The sequence below is a fragment of the Pseudomonas sp. MH10 genome, assembly GCF_034353045.1.
Lineage (GTDB): Bacteria > Pseudomonadota > Gammaproteobacteria > Pseudomonadales > Pseudomonadaceae > Aquipseudomonas.
Window position 1 is genome coordinate 129,689 of sequence record NZ_CP133783.1, and the last position, 23,591, is coordinate 153,279.

20 protein-coding genes, 1 tRNA gene and 2 pseudogenes are annotated in these 23,591 nt (G+C 54.5%); 17 read left to right on the forward strand and 6 right to left on the reverse strand.

Annotated elements, in window-relative coordinates:
* Positions 1 to 369 precede the first annotated feature (369 nt).
* Together RHM59_RS00575 and RHM59_RS00580 are read left to right on the forward strand one after the other, a co-directional pair.
* Complete coding sequence (locus tag RHM59_RS00575; RefSeq protein WP_322168349.1) at positions 370 to 2,112, forward strand: ABC transporter permease subunit; 1,743 nt, start codon at positions 370 to 372, stop codon at positions 2,110 to 2,112.
* Between the two features lie 14 nt (positions 2,113 to 2,126).
* Complete coding sequence (locus RHM59_RS00580) at positions 2,127 to 3,449, forward strand: nitrate/sulfonate/bicarbonate ABC transporter ATP-binding protein (RefSeq protein WP_322168350.1); 1,323 nt, start codon at positions 2,127 to 2,129, stop codon at positions 3,447 to 3,449.
* 155 nt (positions 3,450 to 3,604) lie between these two features.
* Here the strand turns inward: RHM59_RS00580 and RHM59_RS00585 are convergent, their stop codons facing one another.
* The 3 genes from RHM59_RS00585 to RHM59_RS00595 form a co-directional block, all read right to left on the reverse strand.
* Complete coding sequence (locus tag RHM59_RS00585; RefSeq protein ID WP_322168352.1) at positions 3,605 to 3,934, reverse strand: Arc family DNA-binding protein; 330 nt, start codon at positions 3,932 to 3,934, stop codon at positions 3,605 to 3,607.
* A 367-nt stretch (positions 3,935 to 4,301) separates the two neighbouring features.
* Positions 4,302 to 4,487, reverse strand: a complete 186-nt coding sequence (locus RHM59_RS00590) for a PA3371 family protein (protein WP_322285730.1) — start codon at positions 4,485 to 4,487, stop codon at positions 4,302 to 4,304.
* A 51-nt stretch (positions 4,488 to 4,538) separates the two neighbouring features.
* Complete coding sequence (locus RHM59_RS00595) at positions 4,539 to 4,778, reverse strand: hypothetical protein (RefSeq protein ID WP_322285731.1); 240 nt, start codon at positions 4,776 to 4,778, stop codon at positions 4,539 to 4,541.
* 325 nt (positions 4,779 to 5,103) lie between these two features.
* On the opposite strand from RHM59_RS00595, the gene RHM59_RS00600 reads away from it, so the two are divergent.
* Positions 5,104 to 5,180 (forward strand) — tRNA-Arg (locus tag RHM59_RS00600).
* A 649-nt stretch (positions 5,181 to 5,829) separates the two neighbouring features.
* Positions 5,830 to 6,771: a GGDEF domain-containing protein gene (locus tag RHM59_RS00605; protein WP_322286650.1), complete on the forward strand. Its 942-nt coding sequence runs from the start codon at positions 5,830 to 5,832 to the stop codon at positions 6,769 to 6,771.
* A gap of 116 nt (positions 6,772 to 6,887) precedes the next feature.
* Here the strand turns inward: RHM59_RS00605 and RHM59_RS00610 are convergent.
* Positions 6,888 to 7,055: pseudogene (locus RHM59_RS00610) on the reverse strand (MFS transporter); the annotation flags it as partial.
* Positions 7,056 to 7,058: 3 nt separating this feature from the next.
* Here RHM59_RS00610 and RHM59_RS00615 point away from each other — a divergent pair.
* The 5 genes and pseudogenes from RHM59_RS00615 to RHM59_RS00635 all read left to right on the forward strand — a co-directional run.
* Positions 7,059 to 7,754, forward strand: a pseudogene (locus RHM59_RS00615) (dihydroxy-acid dehydratase); the annotation flags it as partial.
* A gap of 455 nt (positions 7,755 to 8,209) precedes the next feature.
* Complete coding sequence (locus RHM59_RS00620) at positions 8,210 to 9,028, forward strand: formate/nitrite transporter family protein (RefSeq protein ID WP_322285732.1); 819 nt, start codon at positions 8,210 to 8,212, stop codon at positions 9,026 to 9,028.
* A 216-nt stretch (positions 9,029 to 9,244) separates the two neighbouring features.
* Positions 9,245 to 10,963, forward strand: coding sequence for a ubiquinone-dependent pyruvate dehydrogenase (gene poxB / locus RHM59_RS00625; protein ID WP_322285733.1), 1,719 nt, complete (start codon positions 9,245 to 9,247; stop codon positions 10,961 to 10,963).
* Between the two features lie 450 nt (positions 10,964 to 11,413).
* Complete coding sequence (locus RHM59_RS00630; protein WP_322285734.1) at positions 11,414 to 12,202, forward strand: dTDP-4-amino-4,6-dideoxyglucose formyltransferase; 789 nt, start codon at positions 11,414 to 11,416, stop codon at positions 12,200 to 12,202.
* 488 nt (positions 12,203 to 12,690) lie between these two features.
* A complete protein-coding gene (locus tag RHM59_RS00635) occupies positions 12,691 to 13,455 on the forward strand; it encodes a glycosyltransferase (RefSeq protein WP_322285735.1) in 765 nt (254 codons plus the stop codon).
* Between the two features lie 48 nt (positions 13,456 to 13,503).
* On the opposite strand, the gene adhP is transcribed toward RHM59_RS00635, so the two are convergent.
* Positions 13,504 to 14,532 (reverse strand): alcohol dehydrogenase AdhP, encoded by a 1,029-nt coding sequence (gene adhP / locus RHM59_RS00640; RefSeq protein ID WP_322285736.1) that lies wholly within the window; start codon positions 14,530 to 14,532, stop codon positions 13,504 to 13,506.
* A gap of 376 nt (positions 14,533 to 14,908) precedes the next feature.
* Positions 14,909 to 15,439, reverse strand: coding sequence for a hypothetical protein (locus RHM59_RS00645; RefSeq protein ID WP_322168371.1), 531 nt, complete (start codon positions 15,437 to 15,439; stop codon positions 14,909 to 14,911).
* A 318-nt stretch (positions 15,440 to 15,757) separates the two neighbouring features.
* On the opposite strand from RHM59_RS00645, the gene RHM59_RS00650 reads away from it, so the two are divergent.
* From RHM59_RS00650 to RHM59_RS00685, 8 genes are all read left to right on the forward strand, one after another.
* On the forward strand, positions 15,758 to 16,777 hold the full coding sequence (locus RHM59_RS00650; protein WP_322168373.1) for a branched-chain amino acid aminotransferase: 1,020 nt from the start codon (positions 15,758 to 15,760) through the stop codon (positions 16,775 to 16,777).
* Positions 16,778 to 16,955: 178 nt separating this feature from the next.
* Positions 16,956 to 17,087, forward strand: a complete 132-nt coding sequence (locus tag RHM59_RS00655) for a hypothetical protein (protein WP_322168375.1) — start codon at positions 16,956 to 16,958, stop codon at positions 17,085 to 17,087.
* Positions 17,084 to 17,848: a zinc ABC transporter ATP-binding protein AztA gene (gene aztA, locus RHM59_RS00660; RefSeq protein WP_322168377.1), complete on the forward strand. Its 765-nt coding sequence runs from the start codon at positions 17,084 to 17,086 to the stop codon at positions 17,846 to 17,848. The genes RHM59_RS00655 and aztA overlap by 4 nt, the downstream gene beginning before the upstream one ends.
* Positions 17,845 to 18,714 (forward strand): metal ABC transporter permease, encoded by an 870-nt coding sequence (locus RHM59_RS00665; protein ID WP_299828461.1) that lies wholly within the window; start codon positions 17,845 to 17,847, stop codon positions 18,712 to 18,714. The genes aztA and RHM59_RS00665 overlap by 4 nt, the downstream gene beginning before the upstream one ends.
* Before the next feature lie 57 nt (positions 18,715 to 18,771).
* The gene (locus RHM59_RS00670; protein ID WP_322168380.1) at positions 18,772 to 19,665 is read left to right on the forward strand and encodes a metal ABC transporter substrate-binding protein; all 894 of its coding nucleotides are present in this window, start codon (positions 18,772 to 18,774) and stop codon (positions 19,663 to 19,665) included.
* A 304-nt stretch (positions 19,666 to 19,969) separates the two neighbouring features.
* A complete protein-coding gene (locus RHM59_RS00675; RefSeq protein ID WP_322168382.1) occupies positions 19,970 to 20,896 on the forward strand; it encodes a substrate-binding domain-containing protein in 927 nt (308 codons plus the stop codon).
* 72 nt (positions 20,897 to 20,968) lie between these two features.
* Complete coding sequence (locus RHM59_RS00680; RefSeq protein WP_322285737.1) at positions 20,969 to 22,480, forward strand: sugar ABC transporter ATP-binding protein; 1,512 nt, start codon at positions 20,969 to 20,971, stop codon at positions 22,478 to 22,480.
* A complete protein-coding gene (locus RHM59_RS00685; RefSeq protein WP_322168385.1) occupies positions 22,443 to 23,438 on the forward strand; it encodes an ABC transporter permease in 996 nt (331 codons plus the stop codon). The genes RHM59_RS00680 and RHM59_RS00685 overlap by 38 nt, the downstream gene beginning before the upstream one ends.
* The last annotated feature ends 153 nt before the right edge of the window (positions 23,439 to 23,591 follow it).

The window sequence follows — 23,591 nt, forward strand, 5'->3', positions numbered from 1 at the left end:
GAAAAGCACTGCATTTATGTTCATTGAAAAACACATGAAGGCTGTTCGTTTTGCACCCTGACATCATCTTAACCTTACCAAAGGAGATCCCCATGGACCCTGACCATTCTCGGTGGGTCACACAGTGGGATGCCAGACCGGATGCAGTAGGTGCGCGGATCTATTCAGCGATTTGGATCACTGAATAGCGCGATCACTTCTGTAATGCCAGCTAGCGTTCGTTTGCGTGGCCAATCTCCGTCGTTTTACAGCCTCAATACAGTGTGCTGGGTGTCGATTGCCTGCTGGCAGTTACGCGCAATTTGTGCTCTGGAGGACGTTGGTTTGTGATCTGTGATCACGCCCGGAACGCTACTGGAATCACCGAACATGAATAAAGTATTCCGTCATTACATCCCCGCAACGGCGCGACGGCTGCTGCCCAACCGCTGGGATTTGGTAGCCATGCCATTGGTTATCGGGTTTTTGCTGTTCTTCTCGATCGGCGCACGTGAAACGTGGGCGCCGATTTCAACGTTGCAAAGCGAGGTGATCTCCCTCGACCCGTCCAATCTGCCCGAGTACGCGATACGCACCACCTTGCGCATGCTCGCAGCCATGGTTGCATCACTGATATTCACCCTGATTTACGGGACGCTGGCAGCAAAAAGCCGACGCGCTGAGAAGCTGCTGGTGCCGGTTTTGGACATCCTGCAATCGGTGCCTGTGCTGGGCTACATTTCGTTCACCGTCACGTTTTTCCTGCTGCTGTTTCCGGGGCGCGTGTTGGGCGCGGAATGCGCGGCCATTTTCGCGATTTTTACCAGCCAGGCGTGGAACATGACGTTCAGCTTTTATCAGTCGCTGCGGATGTTGCCCCGTGATCTGGAAGAGGTGGCGCAGAATATCCAGCTGTCCGGCTGGCAAAAATTCTGGAAGCTAGACGTGCCGTTTGCGATGCCAGGACTGGTGTGGAACATGATGATGAGCATGTCGGGCGGCTGGTTTTTTGTGGTGGCCTCGGAAGCTATTACTGTCGGAGACAAGACCATCACCTTGCCGGGCGTAGGGTCTTATCTGGCCACTGCTATTCAACAGCAAGACATGCACGCTGTGGGCTACGTAATTTTAGCGATGGTGGCGGTAATTCTGATTTACGACCAGTTTCTGTTCCGGCCGCTGGTGGCGTGGGCGGATAAGTTCCGCATGGAAGACACTGCGTCTCAAGGCGGATCACCTGAGTCCTGGGTGCTAAATTTGATTCAACGGACTCGCTTCATTCAACGAGTATTGCGTCCGTTTGCGCGCGCGATTACCCGAATCGGTCATATGCGCTTGAGTCTGCCGCGCTCCAAATCAGCCCCGGTCCACTACAGTGAAGCAAGGTCGCGGTTGATCGACTTTATCTGGGGTGTCGTGATCGCGGCGCTTACGCTCTACGTGTTGTACCGCATAGCGATTTACGTCAGCACCGAAGTCACCTTCGGCGAGGTGTGGCACGTGTTCGGGTTGGCTATGATTACGTTGCTGCGAGTGGTGTTGCTGATTGTGGTCGCTTCGCTGATTTGGGTGCCGCTGGGCGTGCTGATTGGTTTGCGGCCGCGGCTCGCGGGCAAGATTCAGCCGTTGGCGCAGTTTCTAGCGGCGTTTCCGGCGAACCTGTTATTCCCGGTGTTTGTGATCGTTATCCTGCACTACAACTTGAACCCGGATATTTGGCTGAGTCCGCTGATTGTGTTGGGTACGCAGTGGTACATCCTGTTCAACGTCATTGCCGGTGCCAGTGCGTTCCCCAATGACTTCCGTGAAGCGGCCGCCAACTTCCGCATTCGCGGCTGGCTGTGGTGGCGCAAAGTCATGCTGCCGGGCATTTTTCCGTACTACGTGACCGGGGCAATCACGGCCTCGGGCGGCGCATGGAACGCCAGTATCGTTTCTGAATACGTTTCGTGGGGCCAGGACAAAGTAGTGGCGCACGGTCTAGGCGCTTACATCGCTGAAACCACTGCCGCCGGTGACTTCCCAAAAATCACGCTGGGCGTGGTGGTGATGTCGCTGTTTGTCGTGGCCTTCAATCGCTTGGTGTGGCGCCCGATGTACGCCATCGCTGAAAACAAACTCCGTCTGAATTAATTGGAGTCGATCTTATGAATACTTTCACCGAACACACTGGCGTACCACGCGAAATTTACTCTCTGAGCGAAGTCAGTCGCAGTTTTGGCAAAGGCAAAGATGAGTTGCAGGTACTTAGCAACGTTGACCTGACCCTGCGCGAAGGCGAAATCGTTGGCATGTTGGGCCGTTCCGGGTCCGGAAAGTCGACGCTGCTGCGGGTTATCGCCGGGCTGATCGAGCCGTCATCTGGAGAGGTCCGCTATAACGGTGAGCTGTTGAACGGCCCTGCGGAAGGCGTGGCCATGGTTTTTCAGACCTTTGCGCTGTTCCCGTGGCTGACCGTATTGGAAAACGTCGAGGCCGGTCTTCAGGCGTTGCAGGTAGAGCCCAAGGAGTCGCGTAAACGCGCGCTGGCCGCGATTGACTTGATTGGTCTCGACGGTTTTGAAAACGCCTACCCGCGAGAATTGTCGGGGGGGATGCGCCAGCGCGTGGGTTTTGCCCGTGGTCTGGTGGTGAATCCGACCTTGTTGCTGATGGACGAACCGTTCTCGGCACTGGACGTGTTGACTGCTGAAACACTGCGGTCCGATTTGCTGGATCTGTGGAGCGGCAAGCAACTGCCGATCAAATCCATCCTGATCGTGACCCACAACATCGAAGAAGCCGTGTTGATGTGCGACCGCATTCTGGTCCTGTCATCGAATCCCGGTAGGGTCGTGGCGCAAATCAAAGTGCCGTTTGGCCATCCGCGTAATCGCCTGGACCCAACGTTCCGGCACATGGTCGACGATATTTACGCCTTGATGACCCACCGTCGTAGTGCGGATGCCACTGCGGGTAAAGCCGAACTTCAGATGGGCAGTCCGCTGCCGGATGTTTCCACTAACCTGATGGCGGGCCTGATCGAGGCGCTGGCGGCTGAGCCTTACCACGGCCACGCGGGATTGCCGCAAATCTCTGCGCGGTTGCTGCTGGAGGTCGATGATTTGTTTCCGGTGGCAGAAATGCTTGAGTACTTGGGCTTCGCCGAACTCAAGGGCGCGGACATCACGCTGACAGAAACAGGGAAGTTATTCGCTGAGTACGGCACACAGGAGCGCAAAAAGGTTTTTGCCGAACACCTCGTTAAGCATGTGCCACTGGCTGCCCGTATACGGCAGGTACTGCAGGAGCGAAACGGGCATTGGGCGCCGCGTGTGCGTTTTGAGCAGGAACTGGAAGACTCGCTCAACGAGTCCATCGCGAAAGAAACGCTCGACAGCGTCATCAGTTGGGGACGATACGCAGAGATTTTCTCGTACAACGACCACACCGAGACCTTCAGCTTGGAAGATATGGAAGGCAGCTTATAAATTTGCTGCCTTCTCTCTAGGAGCTTACTGGGTGGCGAAGGACCCAGCGCGGTTTGCCCGGGACACCGCCTCGCGAAAAAGTTCGCTCGTACAAGCAATTTTCAGCGGGCAAAAAAAAGCCAGCTAAATGCTGGCCTGAATGGCTGAGCGGGCTGTCAGGACTCGTCGTCTGCAGCCAGCTCATTGTCATGAGCAATCAACGAAACAAGTGCGTTCTGTTGACGGTGGGAAAGTTGACGAAACCGTTGAAGTAATTCGCGCTCATGCAAGGACAGCTCAGGGCTGTCAAGGCGTAAGCTAGGCTCATCGCCCAAAGCACCTTCCTGAATTAAACTCTGCTCGAGACGAGCAATGATTTCGGAATTCATGCTGCGGTGATGATTTTTTGCTACTTGATAGACGCGATCACGCATGCCATCAGGTAGTCGAACAACAAATTTATCAGCCGTTCGGCTGGAATAAATAGCCTGTTTCATAGGGCTCATAAGATTAACCGGATAAGTTCAGAGGGAGCGGTTTCTAGCATTTGGCCGCCAGACGTCATTCTGTGACAGTCCTTTTGGGCAAATGTTCAACCTCAGTTGTTAAGAGGCCAGCATCATGCCTCAAATTTGCCGGTTCCTTGGCGCCAATTCTGTGACAAATATTGAACTCAATAAAGGCGCTTAGCCAGTACCAATTATCCAAAATGTCGACTGTTTTGCAAAGAATCCGGTTTCATTGACCTAAACGGCAGTTTCAGAGGGGTATTCTGAAGCTGATACTACGTAGCCATCAATTGAGCGTAGAGCTGTTTTATGGATTTGCTAGCAACGCCAGTAAAATGCGGCCCAACGGAGAGGCCGGGTTGAGCTACCGGAGCAGCGGATCAAACTTGATCCTGCGTCCCACCACCAGGGCTGCGATAAACAGAATAAAAAAGGTGCCCGTGGCAATTGTTAACACCAGACTCGCTACGTTTTCGTCGTAAGGGAGTGAAATGTCGAATGCGAGTGCCATCACCGTCAAGATTAGAAATGACAGGGCAGATTTTGACATGGCGATTCTCCAAGCGAACATCGCGAAAATACAAAGCGCTCAACCATTGGTTCAAAACACCCAGCGTTCGGAACGGTCAACCGACGTCGGCGTGGCTTCATTGCTATCTTTTGCGAGCATCGCCTGGATGCCGCGCTGCTGATGCATCACCGCAACCTGTGCCGATTGGTGCATGACATGTGAAGACTGGGCTTGAACCTGTTCAGTTTCATTCCCACTGCCTTGAAATTGAAAACTCACCAAAACGACCAGTGCAACGGCGTTTAGAAATGAAAGAACAATGTTGTTCATGTCGTGCACCTTCGCCTGGAACTTTTCTAGGAATTATCTGTATGCCCAATAGGTTGCATGCCTTGTGCCAAGCGCTGACTATATAGAAAATTGTTAAAAATCAATAGGTTAATTGTTTCCATGAAAGGAGTGACGTTGCAGTTTGCAATGGTGGCAATTTGGGGTCTTGCAAATTGCACGACGACTGCATCGCTGGCTGGATTGGACAACCTTGGATGGCAATGTACTACAGGTTAAAAAGCCACGGACGACATGACAAAACCGGGCCGTGCCGTTAACATGCACGCCGTCCTCGCTGGCACCTTCTATGTGTGTCGGCACCTGTGTCTCAGTAGCTCAATTGGATAGAGCATCCCCCTCCTAAGGGGAAGGCTGGCAGTTCGAACCTGCCCTGGGACACCATCTAAAACACGGCCTCCATAGATATACGGTTTGTAGGAGATTTTATGGGATAGCGCCGGGCTAGCGTCCGGGGCAGGGCGGTGACAGAATTATATTGTCATGTCGTTTGTGTAGCCCTCCCGCTCCAAAAGTTCGTTGCTCGTTCTAACCCCCTTTGGCACCCGGTGCTCGTCCTCCGTCTTGGATTAGCCCTGTAAGACTTCAAGCAATCCACACTGCCGAAAGTATCTGCCAGAACTGTCAGCAGTGTTCACGGTACTGTCATGGGTAGGGTGATAGCGAGCAGATGCCAGCGCATCGCAATTCTCCAAGAAATCACACCGTGAGCCCTGATAATAGCGTCAGCCGGTGACGTGGCCTGGTGGCCAGCCAATCGTTACCTTGGAGCAGATAGACCAAGTAGTTGACCGTCTCGAAGGTGTGTTGAAGGGTTACTATGCTGGCCAGTAGTTACTGCTTTCAGAGCAATATCCGTCGCCCAAAATATTCTTATAGCGGATGTGGATGCCTCCTATGAATGGCGTCCACGGATCCCGTGAGGTAATAAAGAGTGCAGAGAAGTGAAGAAAGTCTTGAGCAGAAATCCTTTGCTCAATTGCGCCCACTGAAAGTTTCAAGCGAGATTTTAGCGACAGTAGCTTGCTTGCTCGTGTTGGCACTTGCCAACTCAAGCCACGACTTATCTCCTTGGCTTTATGGTTATTGTCTCGTCGCCGGCATTGCCTGTTACCTTACCTATCGGGCCCGCACTACTCGTCATTTATGGCTAACCGGTTTGCTGTTGCTGTGTACATGTGCTGCCTGCGCAGGTTCGCTGGCCGTCGCCATTGGTAATCCGATCATCTGGTTCTTGCCTATTGGTTTGGTTTTGAGTTTGCCAGCTTCGGCCATGCACGCTCACCCTTGGCATGCCCTCAGCACGGGAGCAGCCATCTGGGCCACGTTGTTTTATGTAGTTCAGCCCAGTTTTGACCAGCGACTGGATCTCACGCTGACGCTGATACTTATTGGGGGGAGCCTGCTGGTTGCAACGCTGGTGTGCACGAAGTTTTGCGGTATACGCGAAGACGTATTCGACTTGCAGCGCCAACTGCATGGTATGGCCTATAACGATACGTTGACTGGTCTGCCCAATCGGCGCGCATTTATGGAGCGGCTGACCGTGACTTTGGCGGACAGCTCTGCACCCGCGCCGTTGTTTTTCTTGATGCTCGACATAGACGATTTCAAGAAGATTAATGACGGCTTTGGCCACGATGTCGGCGATCAGGTGTTGGTGGAGGTATCCAAGATGCTGCGACACCGGAGCCAAGGCCATAACTTTGCCCGGCTGGGCGGTGAAGAGTTCGCAGTCGCGGCGCGGGTGGCGAACGTCGCGGTGGCGCAGGAACTGGCGAGGAGCATCGTCAACGCAGTCAACTCAAGCCAGTTGTTCGGCCTGAGCTTGTCCATCAGCGTGGGATTGGCGAATCACGAACCGGAGGAGTCCATTTTCAGCTTGATGCGTCGCGCTGATCGGGCCCTTTATGACGCGAAAAGCGCAGGCAAGAACCGTTACTCAATGGCTGGGCTGGTGGCGTTCAATGTTTGATTGATGAGTGCCAGTGGTGGGTAGGTATGTGGGGGTCAGCCAACGAAAAGCCCCGTTCAGGTATGCCTGGCGGGGCTTTTTATTGATAGTCTTCGCGGGCTAGAGTGGGCGCCTCTTTACGCTGGCTTGTCGATCATCGATTTGGGGATAGCCAGAATCAAGCCGCCACTGACGAGTAAGCAAAGCGCCAGGACGTAGGTGCCGTTGTTAATGTTTCCCGTAAGATTTTCAGCGACGGCGGTGATCATCGAACCGGTTAAGCCGGACAGGTTCGCAATGCCGTTGCCAGCGACGTCGATGTCATTTACCCCTACGAAGCGCCCATGAAGCAGGGTGCGGGTTTCATTGTGCTGAGCGGAAATTTTTTCGACAGTGCGATCATGAAAATGTCAGTGGTGGCCGAGGCCTTTCGCAAAACCTACCTGTCGGAACCTGGCGCGGAAAACACCTTTGAGGCGCGTGCCATTGTGTTTGAAGAGCCTGAGGATTAACACGCCCGAATCAACGATCCTGCGTTGGAAATCGACGAGCGCTGCATCCTGGTGATTCGTGGTGCGGGCACCGTCGGTTACCCCGGCAGCGCCGAGGTTGTGAACATGGCGCCACCTGCCAGCCTGATCAAACAAGGCATCGATTCGTTGCCGGGTTTGGGGGATGGTCGCCAGAGTGGCACGTCTGCGAGCCCGTCAATTCTCAACCTGTTTCCCGAGGCAGCGATTGGTGGCGGCTTGGCGCTGCTGCGCACAAACGACCGGCTACGGGTCGACCTCAACAAACGCTCGGTTAATGTATTGGTCAGTGATGAAGAAATGGCCGAACGCCGCAGCACTTGGAAATCGAGCTATCCACCTTCGCAAACGCTTTAGCAGGAGCTCTATCGTCAGATGGTGGGCCAGTTGTCAACGGGCGGTTGTCTGGAGCCGGCCACCGTGCATTTGAATGTTATTGCGCGATCAGGCGGCCAACCACGTCACTCGCACTGATCTTTCAGTCAGCGCCTATACGCCAAATTGACCCCCGTTGATTTGGCGTAGGTCTGCGCGCGAACATTTTCAAAACAAGAGACTGCTGTGCGACCGAATGGCTGTTTGGATAATGTCGTACGCCTACCCTCTTGGCAGCCCTACTAACCAGACTTGGCGTGCGCTGGCCAACATCGTTAGAACCTCCCCATAGAGCCAGTCGATCACTTCATCGGTACAAGCGATTGGACTGTGGCAATTCGACTCAGTTAGCGTGCTGATCGATTCAGTCTATGAATTGATTGTTCCCTGCCTTGCAGCTCTGTTTCTCCTGCCGCTACACCTTGGACATGCCACCTTGTTCATTCAAGTTGCGCATCAAGACTGGACTCTAAAAAAACTAATTTTCGGCGTTTAATCAGGTCACGTCGCTCCCGCACGTTGCCCTGGCTGCCGTCCAGCCTGAGACCATTACCATGCCCGTCAACTCACCTCTACAAATTGCTGAAATGACCGTCGAAGCCGGGGTGAGGAAAGCTCACTTACCGCTGCTCTCAATTCTCGTTTTAGGCTTTCTGGCCGGCGCTTTCATTGCGTTAGGCTTTCTACTGGATATCCACGTCAGCACCATGATTCCTGCACAATGGGCATCGTTGGGCAATCTGCTGGGCGCAGCGGTGTTTCCCATCGGTCTGATTCTGGTAGTTCTGGCGGGGGGCGAATTGCTCACCGGCAATATGATGAGCCTGCCCATGGCAATGTTCGCCGGAAGAATCCGACTGTCGGCGGTGGTGCGCAACTGGCTGTTGGTCACACTTGCCAATCTGCTCGGCGCGCTGTTCGTGGCCTATTTCTTCGGCCATTTTCTGGGCCTCACCGAAGGCCCGTACCTGGCTAAAACGGTGGCCGCAGCGACGGCTAAAGTCAGTGCGGACTTCGGACATGCCTTCATCTCGGGTATCGGCTGCAACTGGCTGGTGTGCTTGGCGGTCTGGCTTTCTTATTCCAGCAAAGACGCCGCCGGTAAGATCCTGGGCACGTGGTTCCCGGTGATGGCCTTTGTCGCCATCGGTTTCCAACACGTGGTCGCCAATATGTTCCTGATCCCGGCAGCAATTTTCGCCGATGCCTTGAGCTGGGGTCAGTTCTTTGAAAACTTCGTCGCTGTATTCCTTGGCAACGCCGTGGGTGGTGCGGTTTTCGTCGGCTTGGCGTACTACGTGTCGTATGCCAGCGTAAGCACCGTCCAGGTTGCGCCGTTGGAATACGGCGTGTCGGATTCAGCAAGCGTGTAAACGATCCAGCAAAAAAAGAAAGCCCTGCTCAGGTTCATCCTGGCAGGGCTTTTTTGTTTTGAGCATAAAACCTTCAGTTACAGCGCCCGACCCAGTTTATCCCCGCCCGACGCACCACAACATCGAGAACTCACACGCATTTGGTTGTCACAGGGTATGGCATCACCATCTTTAAAGGCCTGCGAACTTCATTTGCTTTGAGAAGGAATTATCCACATGTCCAGAACCATCGCCGACCATCTCGCACAGACCCTTGCCGCAGCAGGCGTCTCTAACATATGGGGCGTAACCGGTGACAGCCTTAACGGCCTGACCGAGAGCCTGGAGCAACTGGGTTCTATCCGTTGGATGCATACCCGTCATGAAGAAGTGGCTGCGTTCGCCGCCGGGGCGGAAGCGGCAGCCAGCGGCAAACTGGCGGTGTGCGCGGGCAGCTGCGGGCCTGGCAATCTGCATTTGATCAATGGCCTTTATGACTGTCATCGAAATCAAGTGCCCGTGCTGGCCATTGCAGCGCATATTCCGTCCACCGAAATCGGGCTGGGTTATTTTCAGGAAACTCACCCCACCGAGTTGTTCAAAGAGTGCAGCCATTTTGTCGAATTGGTGACCAGCGCTGAACAATTTTCCCGGGTGCTGGAGCGGGCAATGCGGGTCGCCATTGGCCAGCGCGGGGTCGCCGTTATTGTGTTGCCCGGGGATATAGCGCTTAGCGAAGCACCGGACATCACTGCGAGCTGGGCCGCTGCCGCAGCGCCAAACGTGACGCCTGCCGACGAGGAGCTCGAAAAGCTTGCCAACCTGTTGAGTCAATCCAAAGCCGTGACCTTAATGTGTGGCGCGGGATGTGCGCAGGCCCATGATCAGGTCGTTGCCCTGGCAGACGTGCTGGGCGCGCCAATCGTGCATGCCTTGCGCGGCAAGCAATACGTGGAATATGACAATCCGTTCGATGTCGGCATGACCGGATTGATTGGTTTCAGCTCCGGCTATCACGCCATGATGTCGTGCGACACCTTGGTGTTGCTGGGCACCAACTTTCCCTATCGCAACTTCTACCCGACCCACTCCAACATCGTGCAGATCGACATCGATCCAGGCGCACTTGGACGGCGTACGCCGTTGGCGATGGGGTTGGTCGGTGGCATTCGGGAAAGCCTCACCGCTCTGTTGCCAAAGCTCGAACGCCAGCCGGATCGACGCTTTCTTGAAACAGCTCTGAAACATTACGCTAACGCCCGCAAAGACCTGGATGAACTGGCACGGCCCTCGGCGGCTGGTCAACCGGTCCACCCGCAATACCTGACGCACCTGATCAACGAAATGGCCGATCAGGACGCCGTATTCACCGCTGACGTCGGTACCCCCACGTTATGGGCTGCGCGTTACCTGAGCATGAACGGTAAGCGGTCGTTACACGGCTCGTTCAATCACGGGTCGATGGCCAATGCCATGCCTCAAGCGCTGGGTGCACAGGCTGCGCATCCCGGCCGGCAGGTGATTGCCCTGTGCGGTGACGGCGGGTTGTCGATGTTGCTGGGCGATCTGCTCAGCACCCGCCAGTTGAACTTGCCAATTAAAATGGTGGTATTCAACAACAGTTCGCTGGGGTTCGTGGCGATGGAAATGAAAGCCAGCGGTTATCTGCCCCACGATACTGATTTGCAGACCACTGACTTCGCCGCCATCGCCAAGGGTGCAGGGATTCTGGGAATTCGCGTCGAATCGTCTGAAGCGCTGCCCGAGGCGCTGCGTCAGGCATTGGCCCATGACGGCCCGGTACTGATCGACGTGGTGACAGCCAAGCATGAGTTGGCAATGCCGCCGAAAATAAAATGGGCTCAGGCCAAGGGTTTCAGCCTGTATATGCTCAAAGCAGTGCTCAGCGGACGGGGTGATGAGGTGCTCGAACTGGCGGAAACTAATTTGCGTTAATCACCGCAGGAGCTGCCGCCCAGTCTCGGACGCTCGCGCTGTCGCGCAGCAAACTGGGTGGCACGTGTGTGGTTCAAGTATTCGCCTCCAAGGCAGCGATGCTTAATAAGTATCGTCAATCTCAGGGGTTTTATTTCGAGACTGAACAGGCGCGCCAAAACACCTTCCTAAAATAGATGAAGGTCAAAAAAGGGCGAGAGGACTCAATAGTTCGATTGTTTTTTTAATTTTTTCAATCACTTACATCTCGACAGTTGAGTGCATGCTTTTTGGGTCACTGTACAGCACTGTTAGCGCCTTATAAATATTTAATCCATTGTTTCCATAGGATTTTACACGTCATGCCTTGCGCAGACATCACGCAACGTTTCATGCTGCTTATTTTGCTTCCCACAAATAGTTGCTACACGTAAAATCAAGTCTGAGCATTAGTACCAACGAGAAACAGTAATGGAAGATGTACAGAAATTTCCAAGCCCACATGCCTCTAAACCTAAGCGTCCAGCACAAAGACTACTTGTCGTTTCAGAAAATCAAGAATTGTCGCTTTTTTTGAAAAGTGAACTTGAGAAACACTCATTTGAGTATCTGTTAAAAGTTGATTTCTGCTACACGTCCGTCAATCAGACCCCGCAACAAATGATTGAAATAGGTGCAGAAAAAATTAACGTGAAAGATGAAGCGACTATAGACAGAGTAATAAAAGACTATGATTTGGCCTTTAGTTTACATTGTAAGCAAATTTTCCCTAAACGGCTCGTTGAAAATATATGCTGTATAAATTTTCACCCGGGTTTAAATCCTTATAATCGCGGCTGGTTTCCACAAGCTTTTTCGATCGTGAATGGTTTGCCCACTGGTTCAACTATTCATTTAATGGACGCCGAAGTGGATCATGGTGAGATTATTGACCAGAAAATTGTTGATATCCATATTTCAGATACCTCGCTTGAGGTTTACAGGAAAATCATACAGGCAGAGAAAGATCTTATTCAAAAAAATATCTTCAGTATTATTCAAGGTGTGTTTGAGACAACGACACCAACAGAAGATATAAACTATAACGGTATTAAAGATTATCGAGCGATGTGTGAGCTGTCCCTTAAATCAATTGGTTCTCTCGGTGAGCACATAAACTTATTGCGAGCAACCTCGCACGGCGATTTTAAGAATGCCTACTTCACTGATATTGATGGGAAGAAATATTTTATAAAGGTTGTTATAGAAGAAGACGCTTGATCTGACGGTGGTAGCGTTAAATATGGCTGGACGTCGTCAATGTACCGCCGCGTTTTCGCCGCAGGGTTGTTTTCGATCGGCTGCCTAGCAGTCCTTAGATCAGCGATTCATTTCTTTCAATTGGAGCTGGGCCGGTTTTTGGGACCGCTTCAGTCGAGCGCGACCCCCGGGCCTATCCAGAGCATCCCGTTCCTACAGTTTAATAGCTGTGACTCAATAAGGTACGCGTCGTTTTGAGAAGAGAACTACCGAAGGCTAATCAGCATTTTCTGCGTGTGCGCAGACAGGTAGGGCTGTGTATATAAATAATTATTTAAGTAAATTAATATTTACATTGCTAGGTCGCTGTTTATTTTATTAAAGAAAGTCAGGTTTGTTAACGACACATTTTTCTCATTTACCTAACAACCTCATGACGAACGATCAGTTAAATTCAGGGCGCGCTGATTGCCACGGGCGTCCCACATTCAGGTTTGATCGATCGACCTATGAAAAACTTTAGTATTATATTAGTTAATTACAAGTCCCTCGAACTGACTAAGGCGTGTTTGGATTTGTTACGCGATGGGATGTGCCGTTGGGGTATTCCTGTGTTGGTCGTAGACAATTATTCTGCTGACGCCAGTACTGAGTATTTGCGTACGTTGGATTGGATCACGCTGATTGAGCGCGAAAGGGTTCGGGCGGAAGCCGGCAGCGTCGCACACGGGCGGGCGTTGGACCTCGCCTTAGAACAGGTCAAGACGGAATATGTTTTTTTATTGCACACCGACACTTTTGTGTACGACCTTTCTGTGTTTGACATGATGCTCAGTCAATGTGCAGGTCCGCGAGAAGTTGCCGCAGTGGGGTGTGTTGAACAATTAAATCGAGGCCTGGGTCGTTCCGCTTGGCGGTTGGTTTCACGCTGTGTAAAGCATTACGCTCGTCGAGCATTTCAAGCCTTGGGCATTAAGTCAAAAGCGCCGAAGCCATTTATGGAACAGCACTTGAAGAGCTTTTGTGCGCTCTGGAATGTAAGACTGGTTAAAAAGCACGGCTTGCAATTTTTAATGGACGATCGTAACCCCGGTTATGAGTTGCAGGACAGAATGGTGGCGCTGGGATATACGATTAGGTTCATCTCGCCCAGGACGCTGTTTGGTTATCTGGATCACCTGCAAAGCGGCACGGTGTCAGCGGTGGGGGGTTACGCGGGGAGTCACCGAAGGGTCAAGGTCTACAATCAGATGGTTAAACACGCTGGCAAATAATGAAATCGACAAAGCCCGGCATTACGCCGGGCTTGGATTCGTTTGTAATCAGTCCTGCATGTCGATAACCACGCGTCCCTCGATCTGGCCTTCACGCATCCGATCAAACACCGCGTTGACGTTCTCCAGTTTCTCCGTTGAAACCGTCGCTTTTACTTTGCCTTCGCCGGCGAAATCCAATGCCTCTTGAAGGTCCTGACGGGTGCCGACGATAGAACCACGCACCGTGGTGCCGTTCAGTACCATGTCGAAGATCGATATAGGGAACTCACCTGCGGGCAGGCCATTGAGCGCGATAGTGCCGCCGCGGCGGGTCATGCCCATGGCTTGTTTAAATGCTATTGGCGAAACCGCAGTAACCAATGCCCCGTGAGCGCCGCCGATGGCGTCTTTCAAAAAGGCAGCAGGGTCATGATGGCGGGCGTTAACCGTGACTTCAGCGCCGAGCCTGCGAGCCAAGTCAAGCTTGCTGTCGTCGATGTCGACGGCGGCCACGTTCATGCCCATGGCCTTGGCGTATTGAACAGCCATGTGACCCAGGCCGCCGATGCCGGAGATCACCACCCACTGGCCGGGTTTGGTTTCGGTCATCTTCAGGCCTTTGTAAACCGTTACGCCGGCGCACAGGATGGGGGCAATCTCAATGAAACCGACGTTGTCCGGTAATTTGCCGACGAAGTTGGCGTCCGCCAGGGTGTATTCGGCGAATCCACCGTTGACTGAATAACCGCTGTTTTCTTGTTTCTCACACAGGGTTTCCCAGCCGCCGAGGCAATGTTCGCAATGGCCGCAGGTTGAATAGAGCCATGGCACGCCGACCCGATCACCTTCTTTAACGTGTTTAACGCCCGGACCGACGCCGACCACATAACCCACCCCTTCATGACCTGGGATAAACGGTGGGTTGGGTTTGACCGGCCAGTCGCCCTCAGCAGCATGAAGGTCGGTGTGGCAGACGCCGGAAGCCGCGACTTTTACCAATACTTGGCCGTAACCCGGAGTGGGCACAGGTACTTCACGAATTTCCAGTGGTTTGCCGAAGGCATGGACGACTGCGGCTTTCATTGTTTTTTGCATGATAGAAATCCTTTAACGACAGTAGCAAGTAGGGGGTCACGCGTTGGTGATGGCTTCCGGGCTGGGGGGCTGGGGAGGGGCGTCATCGGACTGATTGGAACGCATAAATAAGATCTCCTTGGTTTTGTGTTTTTGTCGGAGCAAGCGTCGGTGCGCTTACAACTCACTCAGCAAGGATTAGGCCAGTGCCGTGAATGGCCTGATTTAGAGGGGGTTTCGAGGTAGGGGGTGGAAGGGCTATCAATGAGGCTGTGGCACATATGGCACAGCCTCAGTGATACGTTGTGCCGTTATTGGTACGGTAAATCGCGGTCAAGGGGATAGGAAAAATGCCGCGTCGGGTGACCCATTGCCCACCCGACGCTGTAACCGGCTTTCAGTTAATCGGGCCGGGCGGTGTGGCCGGCACGATGCGCCAAGGCTCGGAACATTGGCGCACGTTAGGGTAATAACCCTTGGTCGGAACGCAGTAATACCAGTTGGACGCCTGTGACATCGGCGGCGGTGCGGCCGTGGCAGGTTCGGAGACTGGCTGCGAATAGTACGGGTCAACCGCCGGAGCAGGCTGAGCCACCGGGTAGTAAGCAGTAGAAGGGTAGTAGTAGCCGGGTGCGGGGTAGTAATACGTCGGATAGTAATAGGAGTTGGCATACGTCGCGGCGGCATAGCCCACGCCTAATCCGATGCCCAGTCCCCACCATGCGCCGTTGCCATACCAGCCGCCACCGTGATATCCGCCGCCCCGATAATAGCCGCCACCGCCGTGGTAATAATTCCCGCCGCCGTGATACCCGCCACCGTGGTAACCACCGCCTCCATAGGACTGCGCAACCGCTGGGACCGATAATCCCGCGCCGATCACCACCAGTCCCGCAAGAACAAAACGTTTTATCGAATCAATGTTCATGATGTCTGCCAAAGAATTTCACTGCGGCCGTTTTTTGCTGCCTTGCCTTGGTTCTCTCCCGTCCGGTTGCGGACGTGTCAGGCATGCCCCGGGCCGCCGTCAAGGTCAGGAGTCTGTCGTACATGCCATCAAGAATAGGCCCAATTTCGCGATTGCGGTAAGCCAGATGTCGTCAAGTGCCGGCGATCATTCGCCTGATATTTCCTGTCATGCCATTGAGAGGATGCGAGCTGGCCCCTGAATAAAGTATTGTTGCTGCCATCGGATAGAAACGAAAAGCTTGGGTTGTTCAGGCGGTCTTTAAAGGTAGAGGGTGTCATGAGTTACGAAAGCATAAATTGGGACAAGCTGGGTTTCGATTACATCAAAACAGATCTGCGTTATCTGTCGCACTGGCGTAATGGCGCCTGGCAGGAAGGGACGCTGACCGAAGACAACGTGCTGCACATCAGTGAGGGCTCAACGGCGTTGCACTATGGTCAGCAGTGCTTCGAAGGGCTAAAGGCCTATCGTTGCAAAGATGGCTCGATCAACCTGTTCCGCCCAGACCAGAACGCAATGCGCATGCAGCGCAGCTGTGCGCGGTTGTTGATGCCACACGTGTCGACCGAAGATTTCATCGAAGCCTGTAAAAAAGTCGTGCGTGCCAACGAGCGCTTTATTCCACCTTACGGTACTGGCGGCTCCCTCTATCTGCGTCCGTTCATCATCGGCGTGGGCGACAACATCGGCGTGCGCACTGCGCCTGAGTTTATTTTTTCGATCTTCTGCATGCCGGTGGGTGCTTATTTCAAAGGCGGCCTGAAGCCGAACAACTTCCAGATTTCCAGCTTTGACCGCGCCGCCGCCAACGGCACCGGCGCAGCCAAGGTTGGCGGTAACTACGCAGCCAGCCTGCTGCCGAACTCCCAAGCCAAGAAACTGAATTTCGCCGATTGCATTTACCTCGATCCGCTAACGCATTCGAAGATCGAAGAAGTCGGTTCTGCCAACTTCTTCGCCATCACCCACGACGACGTGTTCGTCACCCCGAAGTCGCCGTCGGTATTGCCAGGCATTACTCGCCTGTCGCTGATCGAACTGGCGCAAAGCCGTCTGGGCCTTAAGGTCGTTGAAGGTGATGTGTTCATCGACAAGCTGAGCGACTTCAAGGAGGCCGGCGCCTGTGGTACAGCTGCCGTCATCACGCCTATCGGCGGGATTGATTACAACGACAACCTTCACGTGTTCTTCAGCCAGGAAGAAGTGGGGCCGATCACACAGAAGCTCTACAACGAGCTGACCGGCGTGCAATCGGGGGATATCGAAGGGCCTGAAGGCTGGATTGTTAAGGCCTGACGCCCACAATGACTCTGTAGGAGCCAACGTGTTGGCGAAACGGTGTACCTGACACACCACCTCGCCAACACGCTGGCTCTTACAGATTTCGACTTGCCCTTTGATTTTTTTGAAACATCTGGAACCAAACCCGATAAGTTATGTAATACTATAACAAATCGTGTCAGGTTCTCCTCCCGTGAAAGCACCCCTCGCTCCGTCTATTGCCAGCTCAGTGTTGGCCCAATCTGCCTGGAAACGGGTGCTGCTGGCGCTGGCCATGCTCGTGCTGCTATGGGTAGCCATCGTTTGGGCGGTGGCTATTCCATGAGCGCCGCCATCGCGTTGGACAATCTCACCGTCGCCTACGAGCGTCGCCCAGCGGTGCACCACATCAGTGGGCGCTTCGAGGCGGGCAGCCTGACGGCCATCGTCGGGCCAAATGGCGCGGGAAAATCGACCCTGATCAAAGCCATCGCCGGCACCATGAAGCCAGCGTCGGGGCGGGTTGACCTCGGTAAGATCGCCACTCGCACGCTGGGCTATCTGCCACAGGCTGCCGAGATCGACCGCAGTTTCCCACTGAGCGTTTCCGACACCGTGGCCATGGGCGCGTGGCGCAGCATCGGTCCTTTCCGTGGCCTGAGTCGCGACCAAAGCAAACGCACCCGAGACGCACTTCTGGCGGTTGGTCTAGAAGGATTTGAGGCGCGCAGCGTTGGCTCGCTGTCTTCAGGGCAGTTTCAAAGGGTGCTGTTTGCGCGGCTGCTGTTACAAGACGCTGCGGTCATCCTGCTGGACGAACCGTTCACCGCCATTGATGCCCGCACCACCCGCGATTTGCTGGAGTTGGTCCGCGTCTGGCATGGTCAGGGCCGCACGGTGATCGCCGTTCTTCACGACCTGGAGCAAGTTCGCAAGCACTTTCCGCAAACCTTGTTGATGGCCCGCGAAACCATTGCCTGGGGCGCCACCGCCGAGGTGTTGAGCGTCGAAAACCTGCGCAAGGCCCGCAACATGGCCGAATTCTGGAGCGCTGACGCCGACCAATGCGCGACCCACGACGATGACGCCGCAGGTGACCGGTCATGATGCTCTACACCACGTTGGTTGAACCCTTTGTCGAGTTCGGTTTTATGCGCCGCGCGCTGGTTGCGTGCCTGGCATTGGGCATCGGTTCCGGGCCAGTGGGCGTGTTGTTGATGTTGCGGCGCATGAGCCTGGTCGGCGATGCAATGAGCCACGCGGTGTTGCCGGGAGCCGCGGTGGGCTTTTTATTCGCGGGTCTGTCGCTGCCGGCCATGGGTTTCGGCGGATTAATTGCCGGCTTGGCGGTGGCGCTATTGTCCGGGTTGGTCAGCCGACTCACCGCCCTACGTGAAGACGCAAGCTTTGCCAGTTTTTACCTGACATCATTGGCGGCTGGGGTATTGATCGTCTCACTGCACGGTTCAAACGTGGACTTGTTGCATGTGCTGTTCGGCACCATTTTGGCCATCGACTCCAGCGCAATCTATATGGTCGGCGGGATCGCATCGTTCACCCTGATCCTGCTCGCACTGATCTACCGACCGCTGGTGTTGGAGTGTTTCGACCCCGGTTTCTTGAGGGCAGTGGGCGGTCGCGGTTCCCTCTACCATGTGCTTTTTCTGCTGCTGGTGGTGCTGAATTTGGTAGCTGGATTCCAAGCGTTGGGCACCTTGATGGCGGTCGGGATGATGATGCTTCCGGCCACGGCAGCACGTTTTTGGGCCACATCCTTGAGCGCCTTGATGATGATTTCGACACTGGTGGCCACGCTCTCTGGGCTCATCGGCTTGATCGTGTCTTATCACCTGGGCGTCGCATCCGGTCCGGCCATCGTGCTGACCGCCAGTGCGTTTTATGGCTTCTCATTGTTGTTCGGTCGCAGCGGCATTCTGCGTCGATTGTTCCCCAAACCTCACTTGGCTAACTGACCCAACTTTCTAACGCCAGTTCTTAACGCTGCTTCTTACGCAACTTCGAGGATTAACATGAAACAACCCATGCTATCGGGCGCCATGGCAGCCATTGTGCTGTCTGTGTTTTCTAGTTTCGCGTCGGCTAAACAGCTGGAAGCGGTGGCTTCCTTCACCGTCATCGCCGACATGGTGCACACCGTTGGCGGTGATCGGGTTCACGTGACCTCGCTGATTGGCCCCAATGGCGACCCCCACGTGTATGAGCCAAACCCGGCCGACGCTCAAGCGTTGAAAAAAGCTGATCTGACGTTTGTCAGTGGTTTGCACCTGGAAGGTTGGCTGGACCGTTTGATCAAAGCGTCCGGTTATCGCGGTGAGCCCGTAGTGTTATCCACCGGCATCAAGACCCGCAGCATGGAAGAAGATGGCAAGCGCATCACCGACCCACACGCCTGGAACAGCGCCGCCAATGCTGTGATTTACGTGCGCAACATCATTGCCGCGCTGAAGAAAGCCGACCCCGAAGGCGCCGATATCTATCAAGCCAACGGCGACCGTTACACCGCTCAACTGCAAGACCTGGACACCTATGCTCGCGCTCAAGTGCAGGCAATTCCCGTTGCCCAGCGCAAAGTGCTGACCTCCCATGACGCGTTCGGTTACTTCGGCGATGCGTATGGCGTGACCTTCCTCTCACCGCTCGGTTTCTCCACCGAAGCGGAGCCATCGGCGGCGGATGTTTCCAGGTTGATTCGTCAGATCAAGAGCGAGCACGTCAGCGCTTACTTCTTTGAGAACTCCGGTGATCCGCGTCTGGTCAAACAAATCGCCGCCGCCAGCGGCGCTCAACCCGGCGGCGAACTGTACGTTGAAGCCCTGTCCCCAGCCGATGGCCCCGCCGCGACTTATGCACAGATGTTTCGCTACAACGTCGACAAGTTGACCGCAGCGATGCGGAGAAAATAGGCTCACATCATCTTTGTAAGCCAACTTGTTGGAGAAGCGATGTGTCTGAGACATCGCTTCAACCGTTTCGCCAACAAGTTGGCCCCTTGGGGCTGTAGCAAACCAGAAAATATTCTATACAAACACTGCTCACTAACCCCTTGAATATCCTGAAATCGGCGCTGCAATAGCACCCATCTGCCATCATCCTGCCCGCTAATTCCTTCTCTCCCCACCTTGCTGACCTCCGATTCCTTTGCTACTTTATTTGAAAATGTTAACGATGACATTTTTAAAAAAAATAAAAACAAGAAGGAAATCGTCCATGGTAAAGCTCCCTAAAGCTCTGTGTTTACTGGCGTTAAGCATCAGCTGTGGCATCGCCACGGGTGCTTTTGCCGACAGCAAGACCGGCCCGCTGAAAGTCGGCGTGTCCTTCCAGGAAATCAACAATCCCTACTTCGTCACCATGAAGGACGCGTTGACCGACGCGACCAAAACCATCGGTGCGCAACTGATCGTCACTGACGCCGGTCATGATGTCTCCAAGCAGGTCAGCGATATCGAAGACATGCTGCAACAGGGCATCGATATTCTGCTGATCAATCCGACTGACTCTGTAGGTGTGCAATCGGCTGTACAAGCCGCACACAAAGCCGGGGTCGTAGTCGTTGCCGTAGATGCACAGGCGAAGGGGCCGCTGGATTCATTCGTCGGTTCAAAAAACGTTGATGCCGGCTACCAGGCCTGTGAGTACCTGGCTCAGCACATCGGTGATGCCGGTGATGTAGGTATTCTTGATGGCATTGCGGTAGTGCCGATTCTTGATCGCGTTAAGGGGTGTAAGGACGCACTGTCCAAACACCCGAAAATCAAGATTGTCAGCATCCAAAACGGCAAGCAAGAGCGTGATCAGGCGCTGACCGTGACTGAAAACATGCTCCAGGCGCAGCCGGGTCTGAAAGGCTTGTTCAGCGTCAATGACACCGGCGCATTGGGCGCGCTTTCCGCCATCGAAGCGAGCGGGCTCGACGTCAAACTGGTGAGCGTTGACGGCGCGCCGGAAGCGATCAAGGCCATCCTCAAACCGGGCAGCAAGTTCATTGCGACCTCAGCACAGTATCCTCGTGACCAAGTGCGTTTGGCGTTAGGCATCGCGCTGGCCAAAAAGTGGGGCGCGCAGGTGCCAGCCACTATCCCGGTGGACATCGCGCTGATCGACCAGAGCAAAGCGAAAGACTTTAGCTGGTAAGCGATACCTGCTCCGTGGCGGTTCACGGAGCAGGGCTTACGAACTCGAAGGATTGGCGCGGAGCACCTGAGCATGAGCAGTCTTCTTAAACTTGAAAATATCTGCAAGAGCTACCCCGGCGTGCAGGCGCTCAGCGCGATCAACCTGCAAGTTGAACGGGGCGAAATCCACGCCTTGCTCGGCGAAAACGGCGCTGGTAAATCAACCCTGATGAAGATTCTGGTGGGCGTCGAGCATCAGGATGAAGGCAGTATTTTGATCGATGGTCAGGCGCAGCAGTTCGCGACCTATAACGATGCGATTGCCGCCGGAATCGGCATCGTCTTTCAAGAGTTCAGCCTGATTCCTTACTTGGACGCCGTGGAAAATATTTTCCTCGGTCACGAATGGGTCAACCGTTTTGGCCTGCTGCGTAAACGTGACATGGAGGTCAAGGCGCGGGAGTTGTTTAAGCGGCTCGGGGTGACCATCAACCTTCATTGCCCGGTGAAAGCCCTAAGCGTTGCCGAACAACAGTTTGTCGAAATCGCCAAGGCGCTGAACCTTGATGCGCGTTTGTTGGTGCTCGACGAACCCACCGCCACCCTGACTCCCAGCGAAGCCGAATTACTGTTCGACATCATGCGCGAACTCAAGCGCCAAGGCGTGGCGGTGATTTTTATCTCTCACCATTTGGAAGAGATTTTCCAAGTGTGTGACCGCATCAGTGTGCTGCGCGATGGCAAAAACGTCGGTGTCACCGACGTGGCTGACAGCGACATCGACCGCTTGGTTGAGATGATGGTCGGTCGCCGTCTGGAAAACAGTTTTCCGCCGAAATCCCAGACCGAGCGCGGTGCGGTGCTGTTGCAGGTGGACGATATTCAACTCACCCGCAAAGGGCCGCATAACCGCTTTGATTTGCATCAGGGTGAAATTCTGGGTTTCGCCGGGTTGGTGGGATCGGGGCGTACCGAACTGGCACTGGGCATTCTCGGTGCGATTCCGGTGATCGCTAAAACCGTACGGCTGCGCGGCCAGCAGGTGGCGTTGCGCGACCCGGCCGAGGCCTTAAAACTGGGCATCGGGTTACTGCCGGAAAGCCGCAAGAGCGAGGGGCTGATTGTTGATTTCAGCATCCGCGAAAACATCTCCCTGAATAACCTGAAGAAGTACGAAAACCGTGGCGGATTGCTGGACACAGGCAAAGAAACCCACACCACCCAAGGGCTGATGAGCCAGTTGGCAATCAAGGCGCCCAGCTGTGAAAGCCGGGTGTTCAACCTCAGCGGCGGGAATCAGCAGAAGGTCGTGATTGCCCGCTGGATTAACCATCACTGCGACATTCTGGTGTTTGACGAGCCAACCCGTGGGATTGATGTGGGTGCCAAAGCCGAGATCTACGCCTTGATGCGCAAGCTCACCGAGAAAGGTTTCGCGATCATCATGATTTCTTCGGAACTGCCCGAGATCATTGGCATGTGTGACCGCGTCGCGGTGTTTCACAAAGGGGCGATCGTCAGCGTATTGGAATCGTCCGACGTCAATCCGCAGGAGGTCATGCGCCATGCAACGGGGAACACTCAACGTGAATACGTCCATTAACACCCTCGGCGGCGCCGTGCTGCGCCTTAATCTGGCCAAGCTCATGCGCTCACCGGCCTTTCTGCCGTTTGTGGGCCTGGTGATCGTGACCCTGGTGATGGTCTTTGCCAGCGATAAATTTCTCACCTCGGCAAACCTGGCAAACATCGGTCGTCAGGTGTCGATCAACGCGATCATCGCCGTGGGCATGACCTGCGTGATTTTGACCGGCGGCATCGACTTGTCGGTGGGTCCGGTCATGGCCTTGTCCGGCACTTTGACCGCAGGCTTGATGGCCGCAGGCCTGCCACCGCCGTTGGCGATTGGTGCTGGAATGTTGATCGGTATCGCTTTTGGCCTGGGCAACGGGCTGTTCGTCGCTTACCTGCAGATGCCACCGATCATCGTGACCTTGGCCACCATGGGCATCGCCCGCGGACTGGGCTTGATGTACACCGATGGCTACCCGATTTCCGGCCTGCCGGACTGGTTTGGGTTTTTCGGTCGCGAGAGCTTGTTCGGCGTTCAAGTGCCGATTTTGATCATGTTGCTCACGTACTTCTTCGCATACGTGCTGCTGCAACACACGCGAATTGGCCGCTATATCTATGCCATTGGCGGCAACGAAGAAGCGGTGCGTTTGTCCGGGGTACGGGCGGCGCGCTTCAAGTTGTTGGTGTACGGCATCAGTGGCCTGACCGCCGCCATAGCGGGTCTGGTATTGACCTCGCGATTGATGAGCGGCCAGCCCAACGCCGGGGTGTCGTTCGAACTCGATGCGATTGCCGCCGTGGTGCTCGGCGGCGCCTCAATTGCCGGTGGTCGCGGGGTGATTCTCGGGACGTTGGTGGGCGCTTTACTGTTGGGCGTCCTCAACAACGGCCTGAACATGCTGGGTGTTTCGCCCTACGTCCAAAGTGTGATCAAGGGCGGGATCATTTTGTTGGCGATCTACATCAGCCGCCAGCGGCATAAATAGATCAAACCTGTAGGAGCGCGCTTGCCCGCGAAGCGGTCCCAATGTGCAACCCAGTTCAGACCGGAAAACCGAGTTGCCTCATTTTCAACTACTGCGTAGCCGATCGCGGGCAAGCGCGCTCCTACAACGATAACTACACGCTGATAAAGGTAG